The sequence below is a fragment of the Methylobacillus flagellatus KT genome (genome assembly GCF_000013705.1).
Classification (GTDB): domain Bacteria; phylum Pseudomonadota; class Gammaproteobacteria; order Burkholderiales; family Methylophilaceae; genus Methylobacillus; species Methylobacillus flagellatus.
In genome coordinates this window covers 205,537-225,642 of the sequence record NC_007947.1, presented here as the reverse complement: position 1 = coordinate 225,642, position 20,106 = coordinate 205,537, and the positions used below count along the sequence as shown (strand labels likewise).

At 56.6% G+C, this 20,106-nt stretch carries 19 protein-coding genes and 1 riboswitch; of the genes, 7 read left to right on the top strand and 12 right to left on the bottom strand.

Annotation, left to right across the window (positions count from 1 at the left end):
• The first annotated feature begins 189 nt into the window (after positions 1 to 189).
• Both MFLA_RS01095 and MFLA_RS01090 read left to right on the top strand, forming a co-directional pair.
• Positions 190 to 1,182: an efflux RND transporter periplasmic adaptor subunit gene (locus tag MFLA_RS01095; RefSeq protein WP_229407093.1), complete on the top strand. Its 993-nt coding sequence runs from the start codon at positions 190 to 192 to the stop codon at positions 1,180 to 1,182.
• Positions 1,179 to 4,259 carry an efflux RND transporter permease subunit gene (locus MFLA_RS01090; protein ID WP_011478579.1) on the top strand — a complete coding sequence of 1,027 codons (3,081 nt, stop codon included), beginning with the start codon at positions 1,179 to 1,181 and terminating at the stop codon, positions 4,257 to 4,259. Before MFLA_RS01095 ends, MFLA_RS01090 begins: the two co-directional genes overlap by 4 nt.
• 240 nt (positions 4,260 to 4,499) lie before the next feature.
• On the opposite strand, the gene azu is transcribed toward MFLA_RS01090, so the two are convergent.
• The 5 genes from azu to purM form a co-directional block, all read right to left on the bottom strand.
• Positions 4,500 to 4,949 carry an azurin gene (gene azu / locus MFLA_RS01085; protein WP_011478578.1) on the bottom strand — a complete coding sequence of 150 codons (450 nt, stop codon included), beginning with the start codon at positions 4,947 to 4,949 and terminating at the stop codon, positions 4,500 to 4,502.
• A 263-nt stretch (positions 4,950 to 5,212) separates the two neighbouring features.
• Positions 5,213 to 6,472: a dicarboxylate/amino acid:cation symporter gene (locus MFLA_RS01080; RefSeq protein WP_011478577.1), complete on the bottom strand. Its 1,260-nt coding sequence runs from the start codon at positions 6,470 to 6,472 to the stop codon at positions 5,213 to 5,215.
• A gap of 9 nt (positions 6,473 to 6,481) precedes the next feature.
• A complete protein-coding gene (locus tag MFLA_RS01075) occupies positions 6,482 to 7,732 on the bottom strand; it encodes an RsmB/NOP family class I SAM-dependent RNA methyltransferase (protein WP_011478576.1) in 1,251 nt (416 codons plus the stop codon).
• A gap of 549 nt (positions 7,733 to 8,281) precedes the next feature.
• Positions 8,282 to 8,977 (bottom strand): DUF3108 domain-containing protein, encoded by a 696-nt coding sequence (locus tag MFLA_RS01070; RefSeq protein WP_011478574.1) that lies wholly within the window; start codon positions 8,975 to 8,977, stop codon positions 8,282 to 8,284.
• A gap of 122 nt (positions 8,978 to 9,099) precedes the next feature.
• The gene (purM, locus tag MFLA_RS01065; protein WP_011478573.1) at positions 9,100 to 10,140 is read right to left on the bottom strand and encodes a phosphoribosylformylglycinamidine cyclo-ligase; all 1,041 of its coding nucleotides are present in this window, start codon (positions 10,138 to 10,140) and stop codon (positions 9,100 to 9,102) included.
• A gap of 147 nt (positions 10,141 to 10,287) precedes the next feature.
• On the opposite strand from purM, the gene MFLA_RS01060 reads away from it, so the two are divergent.
• Genes MFLA_RS01060 through MFLA_RS01055 form a run of 3 tightly spaced genes read left to right on the top strand, consistent with a single transcriptional unit; the run spans position 10,288 to position 12,132 of the window.
• Positions 10,288 to 10,905, top strand: coding sequence for a DnaA regulatory inactivator Hda (locus MFLA_RS01060; protein ID WP_011478572.1), 618 nt, complete (start codon positions 10,288 to 10,290; stop codon positions 10,903 to 10,905).
• A complete protein-coding gene (locus tag MFLA_RS14985; RefSeq protein WP_267864433.1) occupies positions 10,902 to 11,033 on the top strand; it encodes a hypothetical protein in 132 nt (43 codons plus the stop codon). Before MFLA_RS01060 ends, MFLA_RS14985 begins: the two co-directional genes overlap by 4 nt.
• 25 nt (positions 11,034 to 11,058) lie before the next feature.
• On the top strand, positions 11,059 to 12,132 hold the full coding sequence (locus MFLA_RS01055; protein WP_011478571.1) for an NAD(P)-dependent alcohol dehydrogenase: 1,074 nt from the start codon (positions 11,059 to 11,061) through the stop codon (positions 12,130 to 12,132).
• Here the strand turns inward: MFLA_RS01055 and MFLA_RS01050 are convergent.
• Genes MFLA_RS01050 through MFLA_RS01040 form a run of 3 tightly spaced genes read right to left on the bottom strand, consistent with a single transcriptional unit; the run spans position 12,122 to position 14,350 of the window.
• Entirely contained in the window at positions 12,122 to 12,472 is a 351-nt protein-coding gene (locus MFLA_RS01050) for a thiosulfate oxidation carrier complex protein SoxZ (protein ID WP_011478570.1), read from the bottom strand. The genes MFLA_RS01055 and MFLA_RS01050 overlap by 11 nt on opposite strands.
• Entirely contained in the window at positions 12,459 to 12,911 is a 453-nt protein-coding gene (locus MFLA_RS01045; protein WP_011478569.1) for a thiosulfate oxidation carrier protein SoxY, read from the bottom strand. Before MFLA_RS01045 ends, MFLA_RS01050 begins: the two co-directional genes overlap by 14 nt.
• 11 nt (positions 12,912 to 12,922) lie before the next feature.
• Positions 12,923 to 14,350: a M48 family metallopeptidase gene (locus MFLA_RS01040; protein WP_011478568.1), complete on the bottom strand. Its 1,428-nt coding sequence runs from the start codon at positions 14,348 to 14,350 to the stop codon at positions 12,923 to 12,925.
• Positions 14,351 to 14,427: 77 nt separating this feature from the next.
• Between MFLA_RS01040 and moaC the strand changes: the two genes are divergently transcribed.
• Positions 14,428 to 14,913: a cyclic pyranopterin monophosphate synthase MoaC gene (moaC, locus tag MFLA_RS01035; protein ID WP_011478567.1), complete on the top strand. Its 486-nt coding sequence runs from the start codon at positions 14,428 to 14,430 to the stop codon at positions 14,911 to 14,913.
• 145 nt (positions 14,914 to 15,058) lie between these two features.
• Here the strand turns inward: moaC and xerC are convergent, their stop codons facing one another.
• From xerC to MFLA_RS01015, 4 genes are all read right to left on the bottom strand, one after another.
• On the bottom strand, positions 15,059 to 15,934 hold the full coding sequence (xerC, locus tag MFLA_RS01030; RefSeq protein ID WP_011478566.1) for a tyrosine recombinase XerC: 876 nt from the start codon (positions 15,932 to 15,934) through the stop codon (positions 15,059 to 15,061).
• 20 nt (positions 15,935 to 15,954) lie between these two features.
• Positions 15,955 to 16,644, bottom strand: coding sequence for a DUF484 family protein (locus MFLA_RS01025; protein WP_011478565.1), 690 nt, complete (start codon positions 16,642 to 16,644; stop codon positions 15,955 to 15,957).
• Between the two features lie 130 nt (positions 16,645 to 16,774).
• Entirely contained in the window at positions 16,775 to 17,611 is an 837-nt protein-coding gene (gene dapF, locus MFLA_RS01020; RefSeq protein ID WP_048811482.1) for a diaminopimelate epimerase, read from the bottom strand.
• A 45-nt stretch (positions 17,612 to 17,656) separates the two neighbouring features.
• Positions 17,657 to 18,520, bottom strand: a complete 864-nt coding sequence (locus MFLA_RS01015) for a lysophospholipid acyltransferase family protein (protein WP_011478563.1) — start codon at positions 18,518 to 18,520, stop codon at positions 17,657 to 17,659.
• Between the two features lie 71 nt (positions 18,521 to 18,591).
• On the opposite strand from MFLA_RS01015, the gene metK reads away from it, so the two are divergent.
• Positions 18,592 to 19,755 (top strand): methionine adenosyltransferase, encoded by a 1,164-nt coding sequence (metK, locus tag MFLA_RS01010; protein WP_011478562.1) that lies wholly within the window; start codon positions 18,592 to 18,594, stop codon positions 19,753 to 19,755.
• Between the two features lie 259 nt (positions 19,756 to 20,014).
• Positions 20,015 to 20,095, top strand: a riboswitch (S-adenosyl-L-homocysteine riboswitch).
• The last annotated feature ends 11 nt before the right edge of the window (positions 20,096 to 20,106 follow it).

Here is a 20,106-nt window from a genome sequence, read left to right as displayed (position 1 = left end):
GTCGGTATGCCATGCAAGCTGTAGTGACCAGCGGAAAGTGGGTAAACTCCATCCCACGCTCAACATGACCCGGGAAAACCAGAATAGATGTCAGCTTATCGCTCAAGGGGCCTTGCTTTGCTGGCCTTGTTATCCTTACTAATCAGTGCCTGCGGCAAAAATAATGAAGAGCCCGCAAAACCGGCTGCAATGCCGTTGGTCAGCGTTACTACGGTGGAAACAGCCCGACTGGAAGTCCGCGAGCAATCCATTGGCACCTTGGAGGGGATCATGGATCCTACGGTCGCCGCGGAAGTGCCAGCGCGCGTATTGAAAATACTCGCCCGCCCCGGCCAGGCGGTCAAAAAAGGCGACGTCATCGCCCTCCTGGACGCCGAGGATTATGCATTGCAGCAACGCGAGGCTGAGAGCGAAGTAGCGCGACTGGAGGCATTGCTCCTCAACCAGCAGCGTAATGTGGAACGCAACCAGAAGCTCGTGGAAAAAAACTTCATTTCCCAAAACGCCCTGGACGAGCTGGAAACGCAGAAAATCGCCTTGAAACGCCAGCTCGAGGGCGCAAAATCCCGTCTTGCCACCATCACGCATAACGGCAGCAAAACCCGGCTGCTTTCTCCCATTGATGGCAAGGTAGAAAAACAGATCGTGTCGCCTGGCGACTACGTCAAGGTAGGCGATCCCATCCTGCAGATCATCAGCAACCAGCGGTTGCGCGCCCACCTTCCCTTCCCGGAAAGCCTGGGCAGCAAGCTCAAGCCTGGCCTCAAGGTCAGATTGAAAACACCGACCTCGGAAGAAGAGGCAACAGGTGTATTGCGCGAGTTCAAGCCCGTCATTGGCAGCAATAACCGCGCCATCGACGTACTCGTGGATATTGTCGACCAACCCGGCTGGCAATCAGGCGCCAGCGTCACGGGCGAGATCATTCTCGGCGAATATCCTGCCGCGCTCGTGGTGCCAGAACAAAGCATCGTGCTGCGTCCTGCCGGCGAGGTCGTCTACGTGATCAAGGACAATGTTGCACATCAGCGCATTGTCAAAACCGGTATCTATCAGGACGGGCGCATTCAGATCATCGAAGGGCTCGAAGCAGGTGAAACCATCGCCGTCGATGGCGCAGCCTTCCTCACCGACCAAACCCGCGTACAGGTCCAGGCCCATTCGCAGCGGGATCAGCCATGACCTTGCCGGAAATATCGATCAAGCGCCATGTATTGGCGTGGATGGTCTCCGGCTTGCTGGTACTGCTCGGCATCATTAGCTACCAGCGCATCGGGGTCGATCGGCTGCCCTACATCGAATTCCCGGTCATTTCAATCACCACCACCTTGACCGGCGCCAACCCCGACGTCATCGATGCCAGCATCACCAGCATCATCGAATCCTCGGTCAACACCACACCGGGCATCGAGCATATCCAGTCATCCTCTTCACCAGGCGTTTCTGTCATCACCATTACCTTCAGCCTCGAGAAGAACATCGACGTGGCATACAACGAGGTGCAGGCCAAGGTTAGCCAGGTGCTGCGCCGCCTGCCAGATGATGCCGATCCGCCGCAGGTACAGAAAGTGGAAACCAACGCCCAGCCCATTATGTGGCTAGCATTGCGCGGCGACCGCACCATCCAGCAAATCAACCTGTACGGGTTCAACGTCATCAAGAAAAAGCTAGAGACGATTAATGGTGTCGGCGAGGTACGCCTGGGAGGACGACGCGACCGCACCATCCGCGTCAATGTGCTGCCTGAACGTATGGCCGCTTACAATATTACGGCTACTGACCTGATCGATGCGTTCAGGCGCGAACATGTGCAACTGCCTGGCGGTTTCCTGGTAGGCGAGAATGCGGAATATCTCATGAAGCTGGACATGGAATTCCACAACCTGCGCGACATGGCGGAAATGATCGTGGCATACCGCGATGGTGCTGCCATCAAGCTCAGACAGATTGCCGAATTGGAGGATGGAGTTGCCGACTACCGGCAACTGGCACGTTATAAAGGCAACCCTGCAGTAGGCCTGGGGATTGTCAAGGTATCCAATGCCAATACCGTGGCGATCATTGATGAAGTATTGCGCAAGCTGGATACGGAAATCCGCCCCAGCTTGCCGCCCGGCATGACGCTGGATATCTCGACCAACGATGCGCTGTTCATTGAGGAAATCGTCGGCGCATTGCAGGAGCATCTCGTCGAAGGCACCCTGCTTGCCGCCTTGATCGTTTGGCTGTTCCTGCGTTCCGTCCGCTCTACCCTGATCATCGCCACTGCGATCCCGGTGTCGCTGTTGGGCTCGATCGCGGTCATGTATTTCTCCGGCTTTACTTTCAACACCATGACGCTGCTAGCCTTGCTATTACTGATCGGCGTGGTTGTGGATGACGCCATTGTGGTACTCGAGAATATCTACCGCCACCTGAGGCTACGTGCGCAACAGGAGCCCGCTGCCGACTCTGGCACCATTGCCCGGGCGGCTGCCATCACGGGCAGCCGGGAGGTGGCTTTTGCCGTGATTGCCGCCACATTTTCGCTGGTCTGTATTTTCGCTCCTGTGATTTTCATGGAAGGCATCATCGGCAAGTTCTTCAAGTCGTTTGCGGTAGTCGTCACCTTCGGCGTACTGGTCTCGCTGCTGGTCTCACTCACACTGACACCCATGCTATGCTCGCGCTATCTCAAGACGCATGAGCCAGAAGGCCGCTTCTATGGCTGGATGGACCGCCTCTTTCACCGCATGGACCATCTCTATGCCGGCATGTTGGCATGGACGCTTCGACACCGCTGGAAAGTGATGCTGCTCACCGTGCTGGTAGTGGTCAGCAGCGGGTTCTTCTTTGGCAAGGTGCAGAAGGAATTCATCCCAGACTCAGATGAAGGCCGCTTCCTGATTTCCTTCCGTACCCCGCTGGGCTCCAGCATTGAATACACCAACAGTCGCCTGGAGAAAATGGAAGCAGTATTGCAACGCTATGATGCGCAGATCGCCAGCTACTTCAGTACCATAGGCGTGGGCGCGCAGGGCCAGGTGAATAAGGGCACGGTCAGCATTCGCCTCAAGGATCGGCGGGAGCGCGACATGAGCCAGCAGGCATTGATACGCGCCATCCGCGCTGAACTGGACCAGATTCCCGGTGTACGGGCCTTTCCTGTGCCTGTTGCCATTGTTGGAGGCCAGCGCTCGGAAAAACTCCAGTTCAATATCACCGGCGCCAATCTCGAGCAGGTCAGCCAGCTCGGCAAAACCATGCAACGCAAACTAGGGGATATTCCGGGAATCGGCAAGGTAGACCTGGACCTGGATCTCGACCTGCCCCAGCTCACATTGAAAATAGACAGGATACGCGCCGCCAGCCTGGGCATTTCCGCTGTCGACATCGCAACAGCGCTCAATTTGTACACCGGCGGCATTGATATTGCCGATTTCAACGACGAACCCGGAGACGGCCAGCGTTACGAGATCCGCTTGAAGGCCAAGGAAGGCAGCCTGCAAACCCCGGACGACCTCAAGAAGATTTATCTGCGCAGCGGCACGGGGGAGCTCGTGCGCCTGGATAGCGTCGCAAGCTTCAAGCAGACATTGGGCGCGGCCGTGATCGGACGCTTCGATCTGCAATATGCTGCCAGCCTCTACTCTAACCCCATCATGCCCTTGGGCGACGCTGTCGAGCACGTACGCCGGTTGGCCGCAGAAACACTACCGCCGGGCTACCAATTCAACCTGGTGGGTCAGGCCGAAGAGCTGCAGAAAACCGTAAGCAGCATGCTATTCGCGTTTGGCCTGGCGCTGGTATTGCTTTATATGGTGCTCGCCAGCCAGTTCAACTCGTTCCTGCAGCCCTTGATCATCATGCTGGCGCAGCCCCTGGCGATTATCGGCGGGGTGTTTGCGTTATGGATCACCAACAACTCGCTCAATATCTTCTCGATGATCGGGCTGGTATTGCTGATCGGCCTGGTAGCCAAGAACTCCATTCTGCTCATCGACCTCACCAACCAGCTGCATGAGGAAGGTAAATCAGTGGACGACGCATTGCGCGAAGCCTGCCCCATCAGGTTGCGCCCTGTGCTCATGACCTCGCTGACCATCATCCTGGCCCTGCTGCCTGCAGCCTTTGGATTAGGGGCAGGGGCAGAGACCAACGGTCCACTTTCCATCGCCGTCATCGGCGGCATGATCTCTTCCACACTGTTGACATTGGTAGTGGTGCCAGCGGCCTATTCCTTGATCATGAACAAAATGTCCCATCACCATAATCTATAATCCATACACACTAGGCAACGCGAAGCATGTGCGGTCGCTTTGTGATTGCTGGCCAGACAATCGGCAACGTAAAGCGGATGTTCTAAGCGCTAACGCTTCAGTTTGTTTTATTCGATGCCCATCATCCCGGACCATAGCAACTGGTAAAGTCCGTATACATGTTTTAAAAATACAAAAAAGGCAGCCCTAGAGCTGCCTTTCTACACGCCAACAGCCAGACGACTGTTGTTCGATTGCGCGTTACTTCACTGTCACGGTACCACGCATCATCGTGGCATGACCAGGGAAGGAGCAGAAGAAGGTATACTTTTCACCTGCGGTCAGCTTACTGACATCGACCTTCACGCTATCCTTTTCACCACCGCCGATCAGCTTGGTATGGGCAATCACGCGAGTATCGCCAGCCTTGACGAAGTGACCAGCTTCTCCAGCAGCAACACCGTCATTCATCGCGCCCTTGAAATCTGCAGTCTTGGTGATCACCAGGTTGTGGCCCATGACGTTCTTGGGCAGGGAGCCTGTGTGCTTCAGGTTGATGGTGAATTCCTTACAGCTCTTCTCAATATCGATGTTCTTGGTATTGAACTGCATAGCGTCGTTAGCCTCGACATCCACCGAGCAGCCAGCAGCCAGTACGGAACCGGAGAACAGTGAAGCGAACAACAAAGCGACGATTTTGCTGGATTTCATGGTTACTTTCCTCATCTAAAAATTAAGCCAGACGGCTTGTGTTATAGAACTTCTCTTTTGTTACTACTCAACACCCTACAGCTTTTGGCTTTGACTATGCCCATATTGATGTTGCTGCATCAGGGCATATTGCCAGTTTCCCATTATTTTCCAATTGAGAAATATTATCAATTAAATTGGTCACTTTGACCAGTACCAGTGACACGTTCCCTATAACGTATCAGTAGCGGTTTGGATGACAGCGCGGACAATTCTATACAAAATCATCCACCTGCAACAGGCTGGCGGTCGGGGGGTGAGGCAACTTCCTGCACAATCAGGCTACCAATCATATCGCCCTCAACATTCACTGTTGTGCGTATTGTGTCCAGCAAGCGATCTATTGGCAACAGGATCGCGATCGCTTCTGCCGGTAGCCCGACCGATTGCAGCACCATCACCATGGTGACCATGCCGGCACTTGGAATGCCAGGCGCGCCAAGCGACGCCAGCATCGCCATGAAGAATACAATGAGTTGTTGCACCAGATTGAGTTCAACCCCGGCCAGGTTGGCGATAAACAGCGCGGCTGAGGCTTCATACAATGCCGTGCCATCCATATTGATGGTAGCGCCCAGAGGCACGACGAATCCAGCGATGTCACGCCTCACCCCTAACTGCTGCTCGGCGCAGCGCATTGTCACCGGCATGGTGGCAGAGCTGGAACTCGTGGCAAATGCCGTGACCAGGGCATCCCGGGCACCTTTCCAGAAAGTCCACGGCGTCACCCGCGTCACCAGGTACAAGATGCCGGGCAGGATGATGATGCCATGCACCAGGGTAATCCCGACCACCACCAGCATGAACTCGCCCATGCTCGCGAACAGGCCTGCATCCTGGGTCGCCACCAGCTTGGCGAGTAACGCCATGATGCCGATGGGCGCCAAGCGCATCACCCATCCGACCACCATCATCACCAGATCGAAGGCTTCACGCATGATATTGAGGAAATTACGGTAGCGCTCGCCGCCCATCACAATGGCAATGCCGACGATCAAGGCAAAAATCACCACTGCCAGCACATTACTCTGCGCCAATGCCGCAAAAGGATTCTGGAATAATCCGAGCAGGAAATTGCTGAAAAACTCACCTAACGTCAGCTTTTCACTATGAAAATTCTGCATGGTATCGGCGAACATGTCGAGATGCATGCCAGCACCAGGCTTGAATATATTAGTTGCCACCAGTCCCAGCAGCACGGCGATTGCCATGGAAATGCTGAAAAAAACAAGTGTTGAAATCCAGACACGGTGCATCTGCTGGTGCGCCTGCAAGCTGGCGACGCCCACGACGATTGAGGTGAACAGCAATGGCACCAGCACCATCTTGAGCAGTCCGATGAAAATACCGCCTGCCATTGTGCTGATATATAAGCCAGCTTCTTGCGCTGTTGATTCCGGATGCAGGTTGCCCAGTAACCATCCCAGCCCTACACCCAGTAACGCGCCAAGCAATATCTGGGTGTTGAGGCTGGGTAACTTCATGCTGACTCCTTAAGCAGTGAGTTCGAACACTGCAGCGAAGAAACCATCGGTTTCATGTTGATGCGGCAGTAGTTTCAAATAAGTCCCAGTATCCAGCTCAACCTGTTGCTGCGCAAGGATTTCTGTCGCATTGATCAATGTGAACTGCGGATGCGCTGACAGGAATGCCTCTGCCACCTGCTCGTTTTCCTCAGCCAGCAAGCTGCATGTGGCATAGACCAATCTGCCGCCAGCCTTCACCAGCTTGGCTGCTCGCTGCAGGATTGCAGTCTGCTTGGCCACCAGCTCTGCAATATCTTCCGGCGTCTGTTTCCACTTGAGATCAGGGTTGCGGCGCAAGGTGCCCAGCCCGCTACAGGGCGCATCCACCAGCACGCGGTTGAACTTGCCGTTGAGACGTTTGAGCTTGGGATCGCTTTCGCTGCTGATGACCTGGCTGTGCAGGTTGGAAAGGCCTGAACGCTTGAGGCGCTGGCCGAGGTTGTGCAAACGCCTTTCTGATACATCGAAAGCATATAATCTGCCGGTGTTACGCATCAATGCGCCTAGCGCCAATGACTTGCCACCGGCGCCAGCGCAGAAGTCTGCGATCATTTCACCGCGCCTCGGTGCGACCAGCATTGCCAGAAGCTGGCTGCCTTCATCCTGCACCTCTATCTTGCCTTCGGTAAAGAAAGGGTGACGGTTAATGGACATGCGCTGCGGCAGGCGAATGCCGGTCGGAGAATACGGTGTGGCTTCCGCCCCGGCCTTTTCGCTGGCGAAACGTGCCAGCACTTCTTCGCGATTGCTCTTGACCAGGTTGACACGCAAATCCAGGCTGGCGGGCTTGTGCATGCTGCGTGCGATCACCAGAGCCTCCTCTGCGCCATACTGAGACTCCAATCGTTGCCACAGCCACTCGGGCAAGTCGGCCTGGATCGCAGGACTCAAGCCCTCCGTCGACTTGGCCTTGATTTCGTGCGCCCACTCCTTCTGCTGCTGGTTAAGCAGCTCGTCCAGTTCGCGCAGACTGTTCCCCTGCACACGCACGAGCCACGCCACCAACAGGCGGCGTGGGTCTTCATTGCCTGCCAGATAAACCAGAAACGAGCGGCGACGTAGAACGCCATAAACTGCCTCGGCAACCCAGGCCCGCTCCTTGTTACCAAGCTCGCGATGCTCGCGGAAGAACTTGCCCAGCTTGGCGTCCGCCGGGCCAGGGTTACCCAATACATCCGCCAGGGCGATGGCGGCAAGCCTCAATATCGTTTGGTTCATACACTCGTTTCAATCAATCCATCGGTATGTGAACGGCCATCTGCCAGATCACGTTGCCATTCTCTTCTGTGTTGCGCATTTTAACCAGCAGCGATGATTCACTACCTGCCATAACTGGTATTTCTTTCTATCATGCTCAGCCCTGGCAATGTGCAGGATATGCCACCTGCAGTTTTTTGTGATGACCCCGCCACATTAGGTTGAACATGAACAGTCGCTGGTATTGAACTATACTGGGTTGGCAATCCATAGCGGCAAACCTCTGTTGCACAGTCAATCTATTACCATTGACTGGAAGTTCAGCCTGCGACCCCTACCAACAACAACCGCGAGCATCCCCTTTTTTCAACCGCTTAGTCCAAATCCAGACGTTGATTTCACGCCAGATTTGCAGCATCGGACACGTCATGCAAATGTCGCTGCGGTACTTGGTGAATTGAATCCACTTGGCTTGGCAAACCCCAGGCTGATGACCTGGCAATATCAGGACAGGCTCATCAGGGGAAGTGCGATTCTGGTCAGCCAGCCATGCAGGCAATAGCGGCTGAATTATTCTATGTGGATGTGGGTAAGCACCTGTTCTATCTTGCTGCCCTTGTCATCTATCATCCTGAGCTTGACTGGCAGGTGGTGGTGCTCCACTGCCAACCATAGCTCTTTGCCGTCCTCATCCTGCACCGCCTCGCTCAGATGCATGACCTTGAACTTGCCCGCGCCCACTTCCATCAATTCATCCTTGGCATCAATATGGTAATGATAGGTACGCAACTTCTTGCCCGTCGTTACCGGCAATATGAGCTCACTGCCGGAAGGCGCGACAAACATGAATTGATAGACAAAGCTGCTGATATCCTGCGCGCCTGCCACTAGCGGCACGCTATTGAGCTTGCCCTTGACCTTCATCTTGAGCAGGTTGTTCGCCCAGTCAAAATCGGTGTACAGGGAGCGTTTTTCATTATCTCCCTGGTGCAGTTCGAAATGCTCGGGTTTCAGACCCTGTGCCGTCACTTCTCCCTCGCTGGTCAACCTACGCTCGCCAAATAAGGCATACACGCCGATACCCTTGGTCACGCTTTCAATACGATAACGGCTTCCCTCTTGACGATAGGTTTCGTTCACCGTCGCGAACGGCTGGCCGTTGCGCGTGGCTTCATAAGTGAGCTTCACTCGTTGGGGTGCTGCCATTGCCACACTGCTCAAGCAAAGCAGCAGCAGACTAGCAACAAGGGAGCGAAATATAGACATGAGACCTCCTGGGACATCGAAGGGCAATGCATCTCATCGCCCTGAGTTGGCACATCACTTGAAGCATCCTTATTCAAGTGCGTGCAGTATTCTGTTGGCAACAGCCATGGTGCTTTAGTTCTTTAGACAACCACGGTCTGTGCTTCGCCCGCTCCCTGCGCACGGATGCGCCCGATCTCCCACACTTGCTCGCCCTCGGCTGACAACAGCGCCTTGGCAGCTGCAACGTCCTGTGCAGATACGATCACCACCATGCCAATGCCGCAGTTGAACGTCCGGTACATTTCCTGATCGGTGATGTTGCCTTGCTCCTGCAGCCAGGAAAACAGCGGAGGAATCTCCCAGCTGCCCTGACGCACCTCGGCCGTCAGTCCCTCGGGCAACACACGCGGCACGTTTTCGGTAATGCCGCCGCCAGTGATATGCGCCATGCCCTTGACCTTGATTGCCTGCAGCAGCTTGAGGATGGGTTTTACGTAGATGCGTGTGGGCGCCATGACCACGTCGCGGAAAGGACGACCATAAAAATCGCTCTCCAGGTCGACGCCAGAAAGATCAATCAGCTTGCGCACCAGCGAATAGCCGTTGGAATGTGCGCCGTTGGATGCCAACCCCAGCACCACGTCGCCCTCGGCGATGGTGGAGCCGTCGATCAGCGCATCCTTGTCGGCGGCCCCGACGACGAACCCCGCGAGGTCATACTCGCCAGCCGGGTACATGCCAGGCATTTCTGCGGTCTCGCCGCCGACCAGCGCGCAGCCGGATTGCTCGCAGCCTGCGGCAATGCCTTGCACCACCTGCGCCGCCGTATCGACATCCAGCTTGCCACAGGCGAAATAGTCGAGGAAGAATAAGGGCTCAGCCCCCTGCACCAGGATATCATTGACGCTCATGGCGACCAGGTCTATCCCTACTGTATCATGCTTGTTGAGCTGGAAAGCCAACTTGAGCTTGGTGCCGACGCCGTCGGTACCCGACACCAATACCGGGTTCTTGAATTTCTTCGGCACTTCGAACAAGGAGCCGAAACCACCGATACCGCCCAGCACTTCGGGACGCATGGTACGTTTTGCGAATGGCTTGATTCTCTCGACCAAGGCATCCCCGGCCTCAATATCCACACCGGCATCGCGATAGCTAATCGAGTTTTTTTCAGAATTCAAGTTGAGTTCTCGCTTTCCACAGGATAAATTTTAGATAATCAACGCGCAATTTTACCTGATAATACTGCACAGACGATAATAAAGACCTCCGCAGGAATCAGGGTGCAGTGATACCGTCCTGCCAACTCAGCCCGCAAGTGAACCATATTGAAACAACTACTGCTTGATATCCAGCCACCCGCTGCACCTAGCCTCGACAACTTCGTGACTGGTCGCAATGCCGAAGCCCTGTTCCAGCTAAGACGCACGGTGCTTGAACACGATGATGCACGCTTCATCTACCTTTGGGGAGAAACCGGCTGCGGCAAGACCCACTTGATCCAGGCCTGCAATGCGCTGGCCAGCGCCTCTGGCCTCGACATGATCTGCGTCGACGATGTGCATTTGCTTTCCAATGACGACCAGGTCGCCTTGTTCGACCTTTATAACCAATTGCGCGAATCCGGCGGCAGGCTGATCGTCAGCGGCCTGGCCGCACCCAGCCAGATGGGCTTGCGCGACGACCTTGCCACCCGGCTGGCCTGGGGGCTGAGTTATCAGCTGCATCCCCTGAGTGATGAGGAAAAAACCCAGGCATTGAAGAACCACGCCGAGGCACGCGGGATGAAACTTCCCGATGAAGTGCTCGACTACTGCCTGCGCCACCTGCGCCGGGATATGCCCAGCCTGATCGCCACCATCGACGCACTGGACGAATGGTCGCTCATCAGCAAGCGAGCGGTGACACTGCCATTGCTGAAGCAATTGCTGCAAACGTCTACATGATGGATGTACAGCACAGCCCTGTTCACAGTGAATTGTATTTTGCCAAGACGCCTATAGCAGAAGCCAGCCTGGGAAGCGCCAATATTGCGATGAGCAATCAAGGGGAAAGTTTGTTACCATGGCAATAACCATTTTTGGAAAAGGAGTATTTCAATGGCTACCATGAAAGCTGCTGTATTCGTCTCCCCCGGCAAAATAGCGTTGCGCGACAAGCCCGTCCCTGAAATCGGCCCGCTGGATGCCTTGATCCGCATCACCACCACGACCATCTGCGGCACAGATGTGCATATCCTCAAGGGTGAATACCCAGTTGCGGCAGGACTGACAGTCGGACACGAGCCCGTCGGCATCATTGAAAAGCTGGGGTCAGAGGTACACGGCTTCAAGGTAGGCCAGCGCGTCATCGCAGGTGCGATCACGCCCAGCGGGCACTCCAACGCCTGCCTGTGCGGCATCGGCGCCCAGGATGGCCCGGACAGCCCGCACGGTTTCAAGGTGGCAGGTGGCTGGAAATTTGGCAACACCATAGACGGCAGCCAAGCGGAATTCCTGCGCGTGCCGGATGCCATGGCTAACCTGAGCCCGATCCCAGACCACCTCAGCGACGAGCAAGTACTGATGTGTCCGGACATCATGTCGACCGGCTTCTCTGGCGCAGAGCGGGGCAACATCAAGATTGGCGATACAGTGGTGATATTTGCGCTGGGCCCCATCGGCCTCTCTGCCGTCGCAGGCGCCAAACTGCTGGGAGCCACCAAGATCATCGGCGTGGATTCCATTCCTGACAGGCTCAACATCGCCCGCGCGCTAGGCGCAGACCATGTCATCAACTTCAAGACTCATGACCCGGTGCAGGAAATTCTCAAGCTGACAGACGGACGCGGCGTGGATGTCGCAATCGAGGCACTGGGCGTGCAACAGACATTCGAGTCCAGCCTGCGCGTGCTGCGTCCGGGCGGCACCTTGTCCAGCCTGGGCGTCTATTCCTCCGACCTCAGGCTGCCACTAGATGCCTTCGGGGCCGGACTGGGGGACTTCACGATCGTGTCCACCCTCTGTCCCGGAGGCAAGGAGCGCATGCGCAGACTGATGGAGGCAGTCGGCTCGGGCCGCGCTGACCTGAGCAATCTGGTGACCCATCGCTTCAAGCTCAGCGAGATCGAGGAGGCTTACGACTTGTTCGCCAATCAGCGTGACGGCGTCATCAAGGTAGCCATCACACCCTAGCCTCTGCCGGGAAAATCATCCCTGATGTCAATGTCATGGCATAACGGCCACTATGGCCCTTGTTGTCATGCCATGTCACGCTGACTGTATCCCCGGCCTTCGCTTCCGCTACATAGAAAACCAATTGAGGATCGCTGGCAGTGCCGGTGCTCAAATGCGCTTCCAGCACTTGATGTCCATTATGGCTGACCTGCACCAACTGGATGAAACAGGCAGAAACTCCCGGACCTGCACCCTGCATCCTTATTCCGTCCTCCACGGGAAGGGAAAATGACAGCACTATCTCGGCTACTCCGTGACTGAGCCGGGCCTGTACTGTCATGCCATCAGCCCTGAGCATCCCTCACCATTCCTGCACTGGTCAGGGCAATATGGCGGCTGGCCCGATAATACCGGCTACCAGCCTTCACCACGACTTCAATGGTTTGGCTCTGCGCAAGCCTGATATGTGTGACGACACATGGCTGTGCCCCACGGCTGAAAGTGAAGTTGGCAATCAAAGACTCTGGATTGTTGCTCGCATACAAAGCAATGGCTTCCGTTCCCTGTATCCTGCTCATGATGTCGACCCGGATGCTGGAACCATCTTCAGCCAAAGCCGGCGCCACGATCTCGATCCTACTGTCCTGGATATCGCCCAGCTTGTCCGGCTCCTGCATTTCTGACTCAGCCAGCCCGGGTTCCATCACCGGAAGGCGCCACGAAGCAGCAAGTGCTTGCCACGGCATCACACAGCAGGCCGCTAGCCATTGCAACAGCGTGCGCCGCCCAGCGCTCATCCAGGGCTTCCTCAACTTGACCTCTTGTCATCAAGCTGCCGGCGCAGCTGGTTGAGGCGCGCCTCGACAATGGATTTTTCATAAAAATCCCCATCTGCCGCCTTCGCTGCCAGGTCCATTTGCTCTACGGCACCACGCAAGTTATAGCGCCGCACATATGCCTCTCCCTGTGCCTGGTGCATCAGCAGGGATTTTCCCTGCATGCTGTAGGCGCGCGCTTTCAACTCGTAGAAATAAGGATCATCTGGAAACTGAGCCTGCTTGTCCGCGATCAGTTGCAACAACTTTTCCGATTGCCTCGATCCCAGCAAGTGCTCAGCATAGCCATAGATCAATGCACGATGGCCCGGATACAAGCCCAGCGCATCCAGATAGCGTTGTTCTGCCACCGCAGGTGGCTGCCCTGCCACGGCCACCTTGGTTGCCAGCGTCTCTATCAGGGCATTCGATGCGGTATGCTGGCGCAGCCAGGCAACTTCTTTGTGTGCGCCGGCAAGATCATTCTTGCGCAACATGGCAAGTGCGATGCCATAATGTTCTGCGGCCTCATTGACATAATGCTTTTCCTGCAGGTTGATGCGAAAAATATTGATGGCGCTGTCCGCAGTACCGATGTTGGCAAGCAACTTGGCCTTGATGAAATAAAAATCCGGATTTTCCTGTACGACGCGGAAGCTGCCCTGCTCCACCCGGTTGCGCACATCCGCAATCCGCTCCACTGTGAGGGGATGGGTACGCAGGAATGCAGGAGCACTGCCTTCCGAGAACCGCGTACCCTTTTGCAGTGTTTCAAAGAAAGAGGGCATGGCGCGGGTATCGAAGCCCGCATCAGCCATGATCTGCAAGCCGACGCGATCCGCTTCTCGCTCGTGTTCGCGCGTATAGTCGATCCGCTTCTGGATCGACCCTGCAGTCGCCGCAGTCAGCGCGCCCCCGGTCAATTGCGGGTTACTGCGCGCAGCGAGCAGCGCCAATGCCATGGTCGCCATGCTGATGACGGAATCGTTCTTCTGCTTGGCCAGCATGCGTGCGAGGTGGCGCTGCACCACGTGTCCGATCTCATGGCCAAGCACGCCTGCCACTTCCGATTCGTTCTTGGCGGCAAGCAGCAGGCCGGTATGCACGCCAATCACGCCGCCAGGCATGGCAAACGCGTTAATGCTGCTGTCTTTGACCACGAAGAAATTGAAGCGCTGGTATTTGTCTGGGCCATTGGCAGCAAGCCGGTAGCCCAGCGCAGTGATGTAGTCATTGACCTCCGGATCTTCCAGCACCTGGCTACTGGCATAGACATCGCGCATGATCTCATCGGCAATGCGCTGCTCGTCCAGCGGCGACATGACGGTGGCAGAATAGTCGCCAAGCTCGGGCAAGCCATCGGCAAGCGCCATGGGTGTCAAGCCAAAGAGTAATGCAAATGGATAAAGCGCTTTCATCATTGCTATGATAGCAACCTCAAGCACCAAGTTCACTAGCGCCGGATCATGAATTCGCCGGCCATCACGCAGGAAAACGCATGAGCAAGCTTACCCATTTCGATGCTGGCGGCCAGGCCCATATGGTCGATGTCGGCGAAAAAGCCGAAACCAGGCGTGTTGCCGTTGCGCATGGCAGCATCCGCATGCTGCCGGCCACCCTCTCCATCATTACTGCTGGCGACGCGAAGAAAGGCGACGTGTTGGGCATAGCCCGCATCGCCGCCATACAAGGTTCCAAGCGCACGGCGGAATTGATTCCGCTTTGCCACCCGATCCCGCTTACCCGGATCGGCGTGGAGTTCAGTATCGATGACGCCGTGAGTGCCGTGCATTGCCAAGTGACGGCAGAAACCGTTGGTCGCACCGGCGTGGAAATGGAGGCGCTTACCGCGACCAGCATCGCCCTGCTGACGATTTACGACATGTGCAAGGCGGTGGACAGAGGCATGACCATCGGCGAGATCCGGCTATTGGAGAAGCTGGGCGGCAAGTCGGGACACTGGCAGGCTGGCAACAACGACTAACTTGCCTGACTCGGGTGACAAAACCGCCCAGGGAAGCTGCTGATGAAATTCCAGTAAAGTCATCTGTCAGCGCAGTCGCTCCAGGCAAGGCAATCACGTGGTCAAGCGAATACGCCAGCAGCGTACGATAAAGCATCATTCATCTTTATTTCTTGCGCGCCCGCGGGTGCGCCGCATCATACACCTTGGCAAGGTGCTGGAAATCCAGATGCGTATATACCTGAGTCGTGCTGATATTGGCATGGCCCAGCATTTCCTGTACCGCCCGCAGATCGCCGCTGGATTGCAGTACATGGCTCGCAAAGCTGTGTCGCAGCATGTGGGGATGCACATTGCTGCTAATGCCTCGCCTGATCGCCCATTGCTTGATGCGGTACTGGATGGCCCGGCCGCTGATGCGCCGGCCGTTGCGGTTGAGAAAAACCGCTTGTTCATCGCTTGAGATTGCAGGCTGGCGCACCGCCAGCCAATCCTGCATGGCCTGGATAGCGTGGCGGCCGATAGGGACGATGCGCGACTTACTCCCTTTGCCCAGCACCTTTACCGTTCCCTCATGCAAGTTCAAATCCCCGATATTCAACCCAGTGACCTCTGAAAGCCGCAAACCGGATGAATAGAAAAGTTCCAGGATAGCCTTGTCCCGTATCGAGAGTACGTCCTCACCTTTCATATCCACCAGCTGCACGGCCTGGTCAATGGCCAATGCCTTGGGCAGGGACTTGGGGGATTTGGGGGCGCGCATGTCGTGGCAGGGATTGCAGGTTGCGCCGTGGCGCTTGACCAGGTAATCGAAAAAGCCACGCCAGCCCGAGAGGTGGCGCGCAATCGTTTTGCCGCTCAACCCCCGGCCATGAAGGGTAGCAATAAAGCGGCGGATGTGGGATGGTTGCAGCGCATCCAGCGCCATCCCGGACTTGAGGTCAAATAACAGCTCCAGGTCGCGCCGATAATGCTTGACGGTGAGCAGGCTCAAGCCTCGCTCGAATTGCAGATACTCCAGATATCGCTGCAACACATCCATCGCTTTGTGCGGCGCAGGCTTTACACAATGATATGCCGCAACAGGGCGGCACTGATCAGCTCGCTGATGCGCTTGAGGTAAAGCGTGCCCATATCGGGATAGAAACGCTTGTCGTCATCGCTCGCCAGGGCCAGGACGCCAAACACCTGCTGCGCCTTGAGTGCCATGACGGCAAAGGAAGCCGGCCTGGCCTCCACGCCGAACCACCCCTGCAATGGCATGCCCGGCCGGTTGCCGCAATATGGCGTTGCCAGGCCCTGCGCCCAGCGCTGCAGCTCCTGGTCGACGCTGGCAAAGATCGGCAGGCTGCCATTACCGGATTCACGCGGCTTTGCCCACAGGCGCAGACTCACATATGGCACCTGGAAATCCTCGTGCAAGCTATGCTCTAACAAGCTGACCAAGACCTCCATCCGCTCGGTGGCCAGCAACCCCAGACTGAGCCTGTGCACCTTTTCGCCAATCGCATCGTTTTCCTCGCCGTACTTCATCAGCTGCGCAAGCTTCGCATCCAGCACGCGGATACGGTCACGCTGCGCCAGTTGCTGGCGCTCGGCAAGGGAAACCGTACCTTGTCCATGCGGGCTGGGCAGGTAGAGTTCGGCCAGCAGGCCTGTGTGGTGCTCGAAGAACTGCGGATGGGCACGCAGATAACTCATTACCTGATATTCCGTCACCTGCTGCTCGTTGTTGTGATCTTGTGCTTCCATGCTGACTCCTTGAATCGCCATTCCTGGCGGGTAAACGCGGCTAGGCCAGCCTCATGGGATCATCCTGCCGCTCCATTGCAACGGCTGCGGCACGCTGCCTGGACAGCGCTCCCTGGCGTTGCCAACCACTCTAAACCTCAATATCGATACTACCCTCGAATACAGTTTCGGCAGGGCCGGTCATCCAGACCGGCTGCCCGCCACCTTCCCAGGCGATGATCAATTCGCCGCCCCGGGTGGCAACCCTGACTGGGGACTGCAGCAAGCCGCGCCTGATCCCACTGGCCACGGCGGCACAGGCACCGGTCCCGCATGCCAGGGTCTCGCCGCTACCGCGCTCGAATACGCGCAAACGGATATGGTGCTCATCTACGATCTGCATGAACCCTGCGTTGACCCGCTGGGGAAAGCGCTCGTGGCGCTCAACCAGAGGCCCCAGCCTTTCCACCGGCGCCGTATCGACATCCTCAACGACGGTCACGGCATGGGGATTCCCCATGGAAGCCACGGAAATTTCCAGCGCCTGGTCGGCGACTTGCAGCAGGTAAGTCATCGCCTCCCGGTCGGCAATGAACGGCACCTCTGCCGGCTCAAAGCGTGGCTCGCCCATATTCACCGTGACTAACCCATTGTCTTCCAACCTGGGCAGGATGATGCCACGCGCCGTTTGTACCCGGATTTCACGCTTGCTGGTCAGGGACTTGTCGTGCACGTAACGCACGAAACAGCGCGCCCCATTGCCACATTGCTCCACTTCGCCGCCGTCGGCGTTGAATATCCGGTAGCGAAAATCGACGCCCTCCACTGTAGGGCGTTCTACCAACAGCAACTGGTCAAAGCCAATGCCGAAATGCCGATCGGCCAGACGGCGGATGGTATCTGCATCCAGGCTGACTGGACGGCTATACCCATCCACCACAATGAAGTCATTGCCTATGCCCTGCATCTTGGTAAAACTGAGTTTCATAAAAACTGCCTTGAAATGGCGGCAACTGCCGCACATGCGTGAAATTTAATTCGTCCCACCCTGAGTCTCGCGCGGTTTTCCGTGCGGCTTGGGCTGCTTGAACCTGCGGTAGCTCCAGAGATATTGTGCAGGACATTGCCTGATCAACTGTTCTATCCCTTGATTGATATTCGCAGGAGTGGGCTCCATCTCGAGGGGCTGAATATGGATGATATAGCCTCTCCCCCACGGCAAGCGCTCGCCGAACGCCAGCAGCACCCGGGCGCCCGAAGTATCGGCAAGCTTTCCCACTAGGGTCATGGTATAAGCCGGCGTGCCGAAGAAATCCGCCCAGGTGCCCTCACCGAACTCAGGCACCTGGTCTGGCAATATGCCAACCGCCTCACCTTGCTTCAAGGCTTTGAGCAAGCTACGCACCCCGCTCAGGCTGGTCGGTGCCTGTTTGATCTGACTGCGATTGCGGCCTTCGTCGATCAGGGGGGCAAGCCACTGCTGACGCGCGGGACGGTACAACACGGTAATCGGGTGACGTGCGGCATAGTAGAGGGCGGTCACTTCATAACAGCCCAGATGAGGCGTCAGGAAAATGATGCCCTGCCCCTGAGCCTGAGCGGCCTCCACATGCTCCCAGCCATGGCACTCCCTGACCCAGGGCAACACTTTACCCTGCGGGCGGAACCAGATGGCAAACGTCTCGACCAGGCCTTTGCCGGTTTCCAGGATGCTGTGCCTCACCAGCCGGTGGTACTCCTCGGTTGAAGAGGTAATGCCGGCCACACTGAGATTCTTGCGCGTACGGCGCAATACCTTGTGGGAAAAGAAATAAAGCCCCCACCCGGTGAGTACGCCAACCGCATTGATAATAGGCAGCGGCATCATCGCCAAAACGCGTAATAATGCTTTGAGCATGTACTTCTTTTTGAAACATGATGATTTTGCTATTCTAACAACCTTTTGCACAATTCATTTGGTGGGAGTTCATGAGCGAATACCTATTTACTTCCGAATCCGTTTCCGAAGGCCATCCTGACAAGGTCGCGGATCAGATTTCGGACAGCATCCTGGATGCAATTCTCGAGCAGGACCCTACTGCCCGCGTGGCAGCAGAAACATTGACCAATACCGGCTTGGTCGTGCTGGCGGGGGAAATCACGACGACAGCCAATGTCGACTACATTAAGATCGCGCGCGACACCATCAAACGCATTGGGTACGACAATGCCGACTACGGTATCGACTACAAGAGTTGCGCCGTCCTGGTCGCGTACGACAAGCAATCCCCAGATATTGCCCAGGGCGTCAACAACGCCAACGACGATCCTCTGGACCAAGGGGCCGGCGATCAGGGCCTGATGTTCGGCTATGCCTGCGATGAAACTCCGCAGTTGCTCCCGCTGCCCATTTGGCTCTCGCACCGCATGGTGGAACGCCAGTCCCAGCTGCGTAAGGATGGCCGCCTGCCTTGGCTGCGTCCTGACGCCAAGAGCCAGGTCACTATCCAGTACATGGACGGCAAGCCGCACAAGATCGACACGGTGCTGATTTCCACGCAGCATGCGCCCGACATCAGCCTGGACCAGGTCCGTGAAAGCGTCATCGAAGAAATCATCAAGCCCACCCTGCCACAGGAACTGATCAAGGGTGATATCAAATTCCTGGTCAACCCAACTGGACGATTCGTGATCGGCGGCCCGCAAGGCGATTGCGGCCTGACTGGACGCAAGATCATCGTGGACACCTACGGTGGCGCCGCCCCTCACGGCGGTGGCGCATTCTCAGGCAAGGATCCTTCCAAGGTTGACCGTTCTGCCGCCTATGCCGGCCGCTACGTTGCCAAGAACATCGTCGCGGCTGGCCTCGCTTCGCGCTGCCTGGTGCAGGTTTCCTATGCCATTGGCGTCGCCAAGCCTACCAGCGTCATGGTCGAAACCTATGGCACGGGCAAAGTATCGAACGAGATACTGACCCAACTGGTGCTGGATCACTTCGACCTGCGTCCCAAGGGCATCGTCAAAATGCTGGACCTGCTGCGTCCCATCTACGCCAAGACGGCAGCTTACGGTCACTTTGGCCGCGACGAACCAGAGTTCACCTGGGAAGCGACTGACAAAGCAGCTTTGTTGCGCGCGGCGGCAGGCCTCTGACCGGAGGGCATCCCAACGACCGAGGGCTGGCTCATCCGAAATGCGGTTCCTTGCCAGCCCGCACCGCTCATCCCTGCAAGTACACCTCTGCTCTAACCTCCCTGCATGCGTTCGCATGCAGGGCACTTGCCTTACCTTACTCCCCATTCCCGGTACCGAACATCCTGGTACCCGGCAAATTCCCAGCCCAGAGCAAGGTATTTCCTGATCTTCCATGCCAACAGTGACAGAAAAAGGATAAAGCCACTATAATGGCGCCTCTACCGAGGAACGTTGCAAGGATGTTCATCCCCAGGCTCGGTTGCCGCAGCGCAAGCTGTGTAAACGGCGTTCACCAGATTGACATGTACC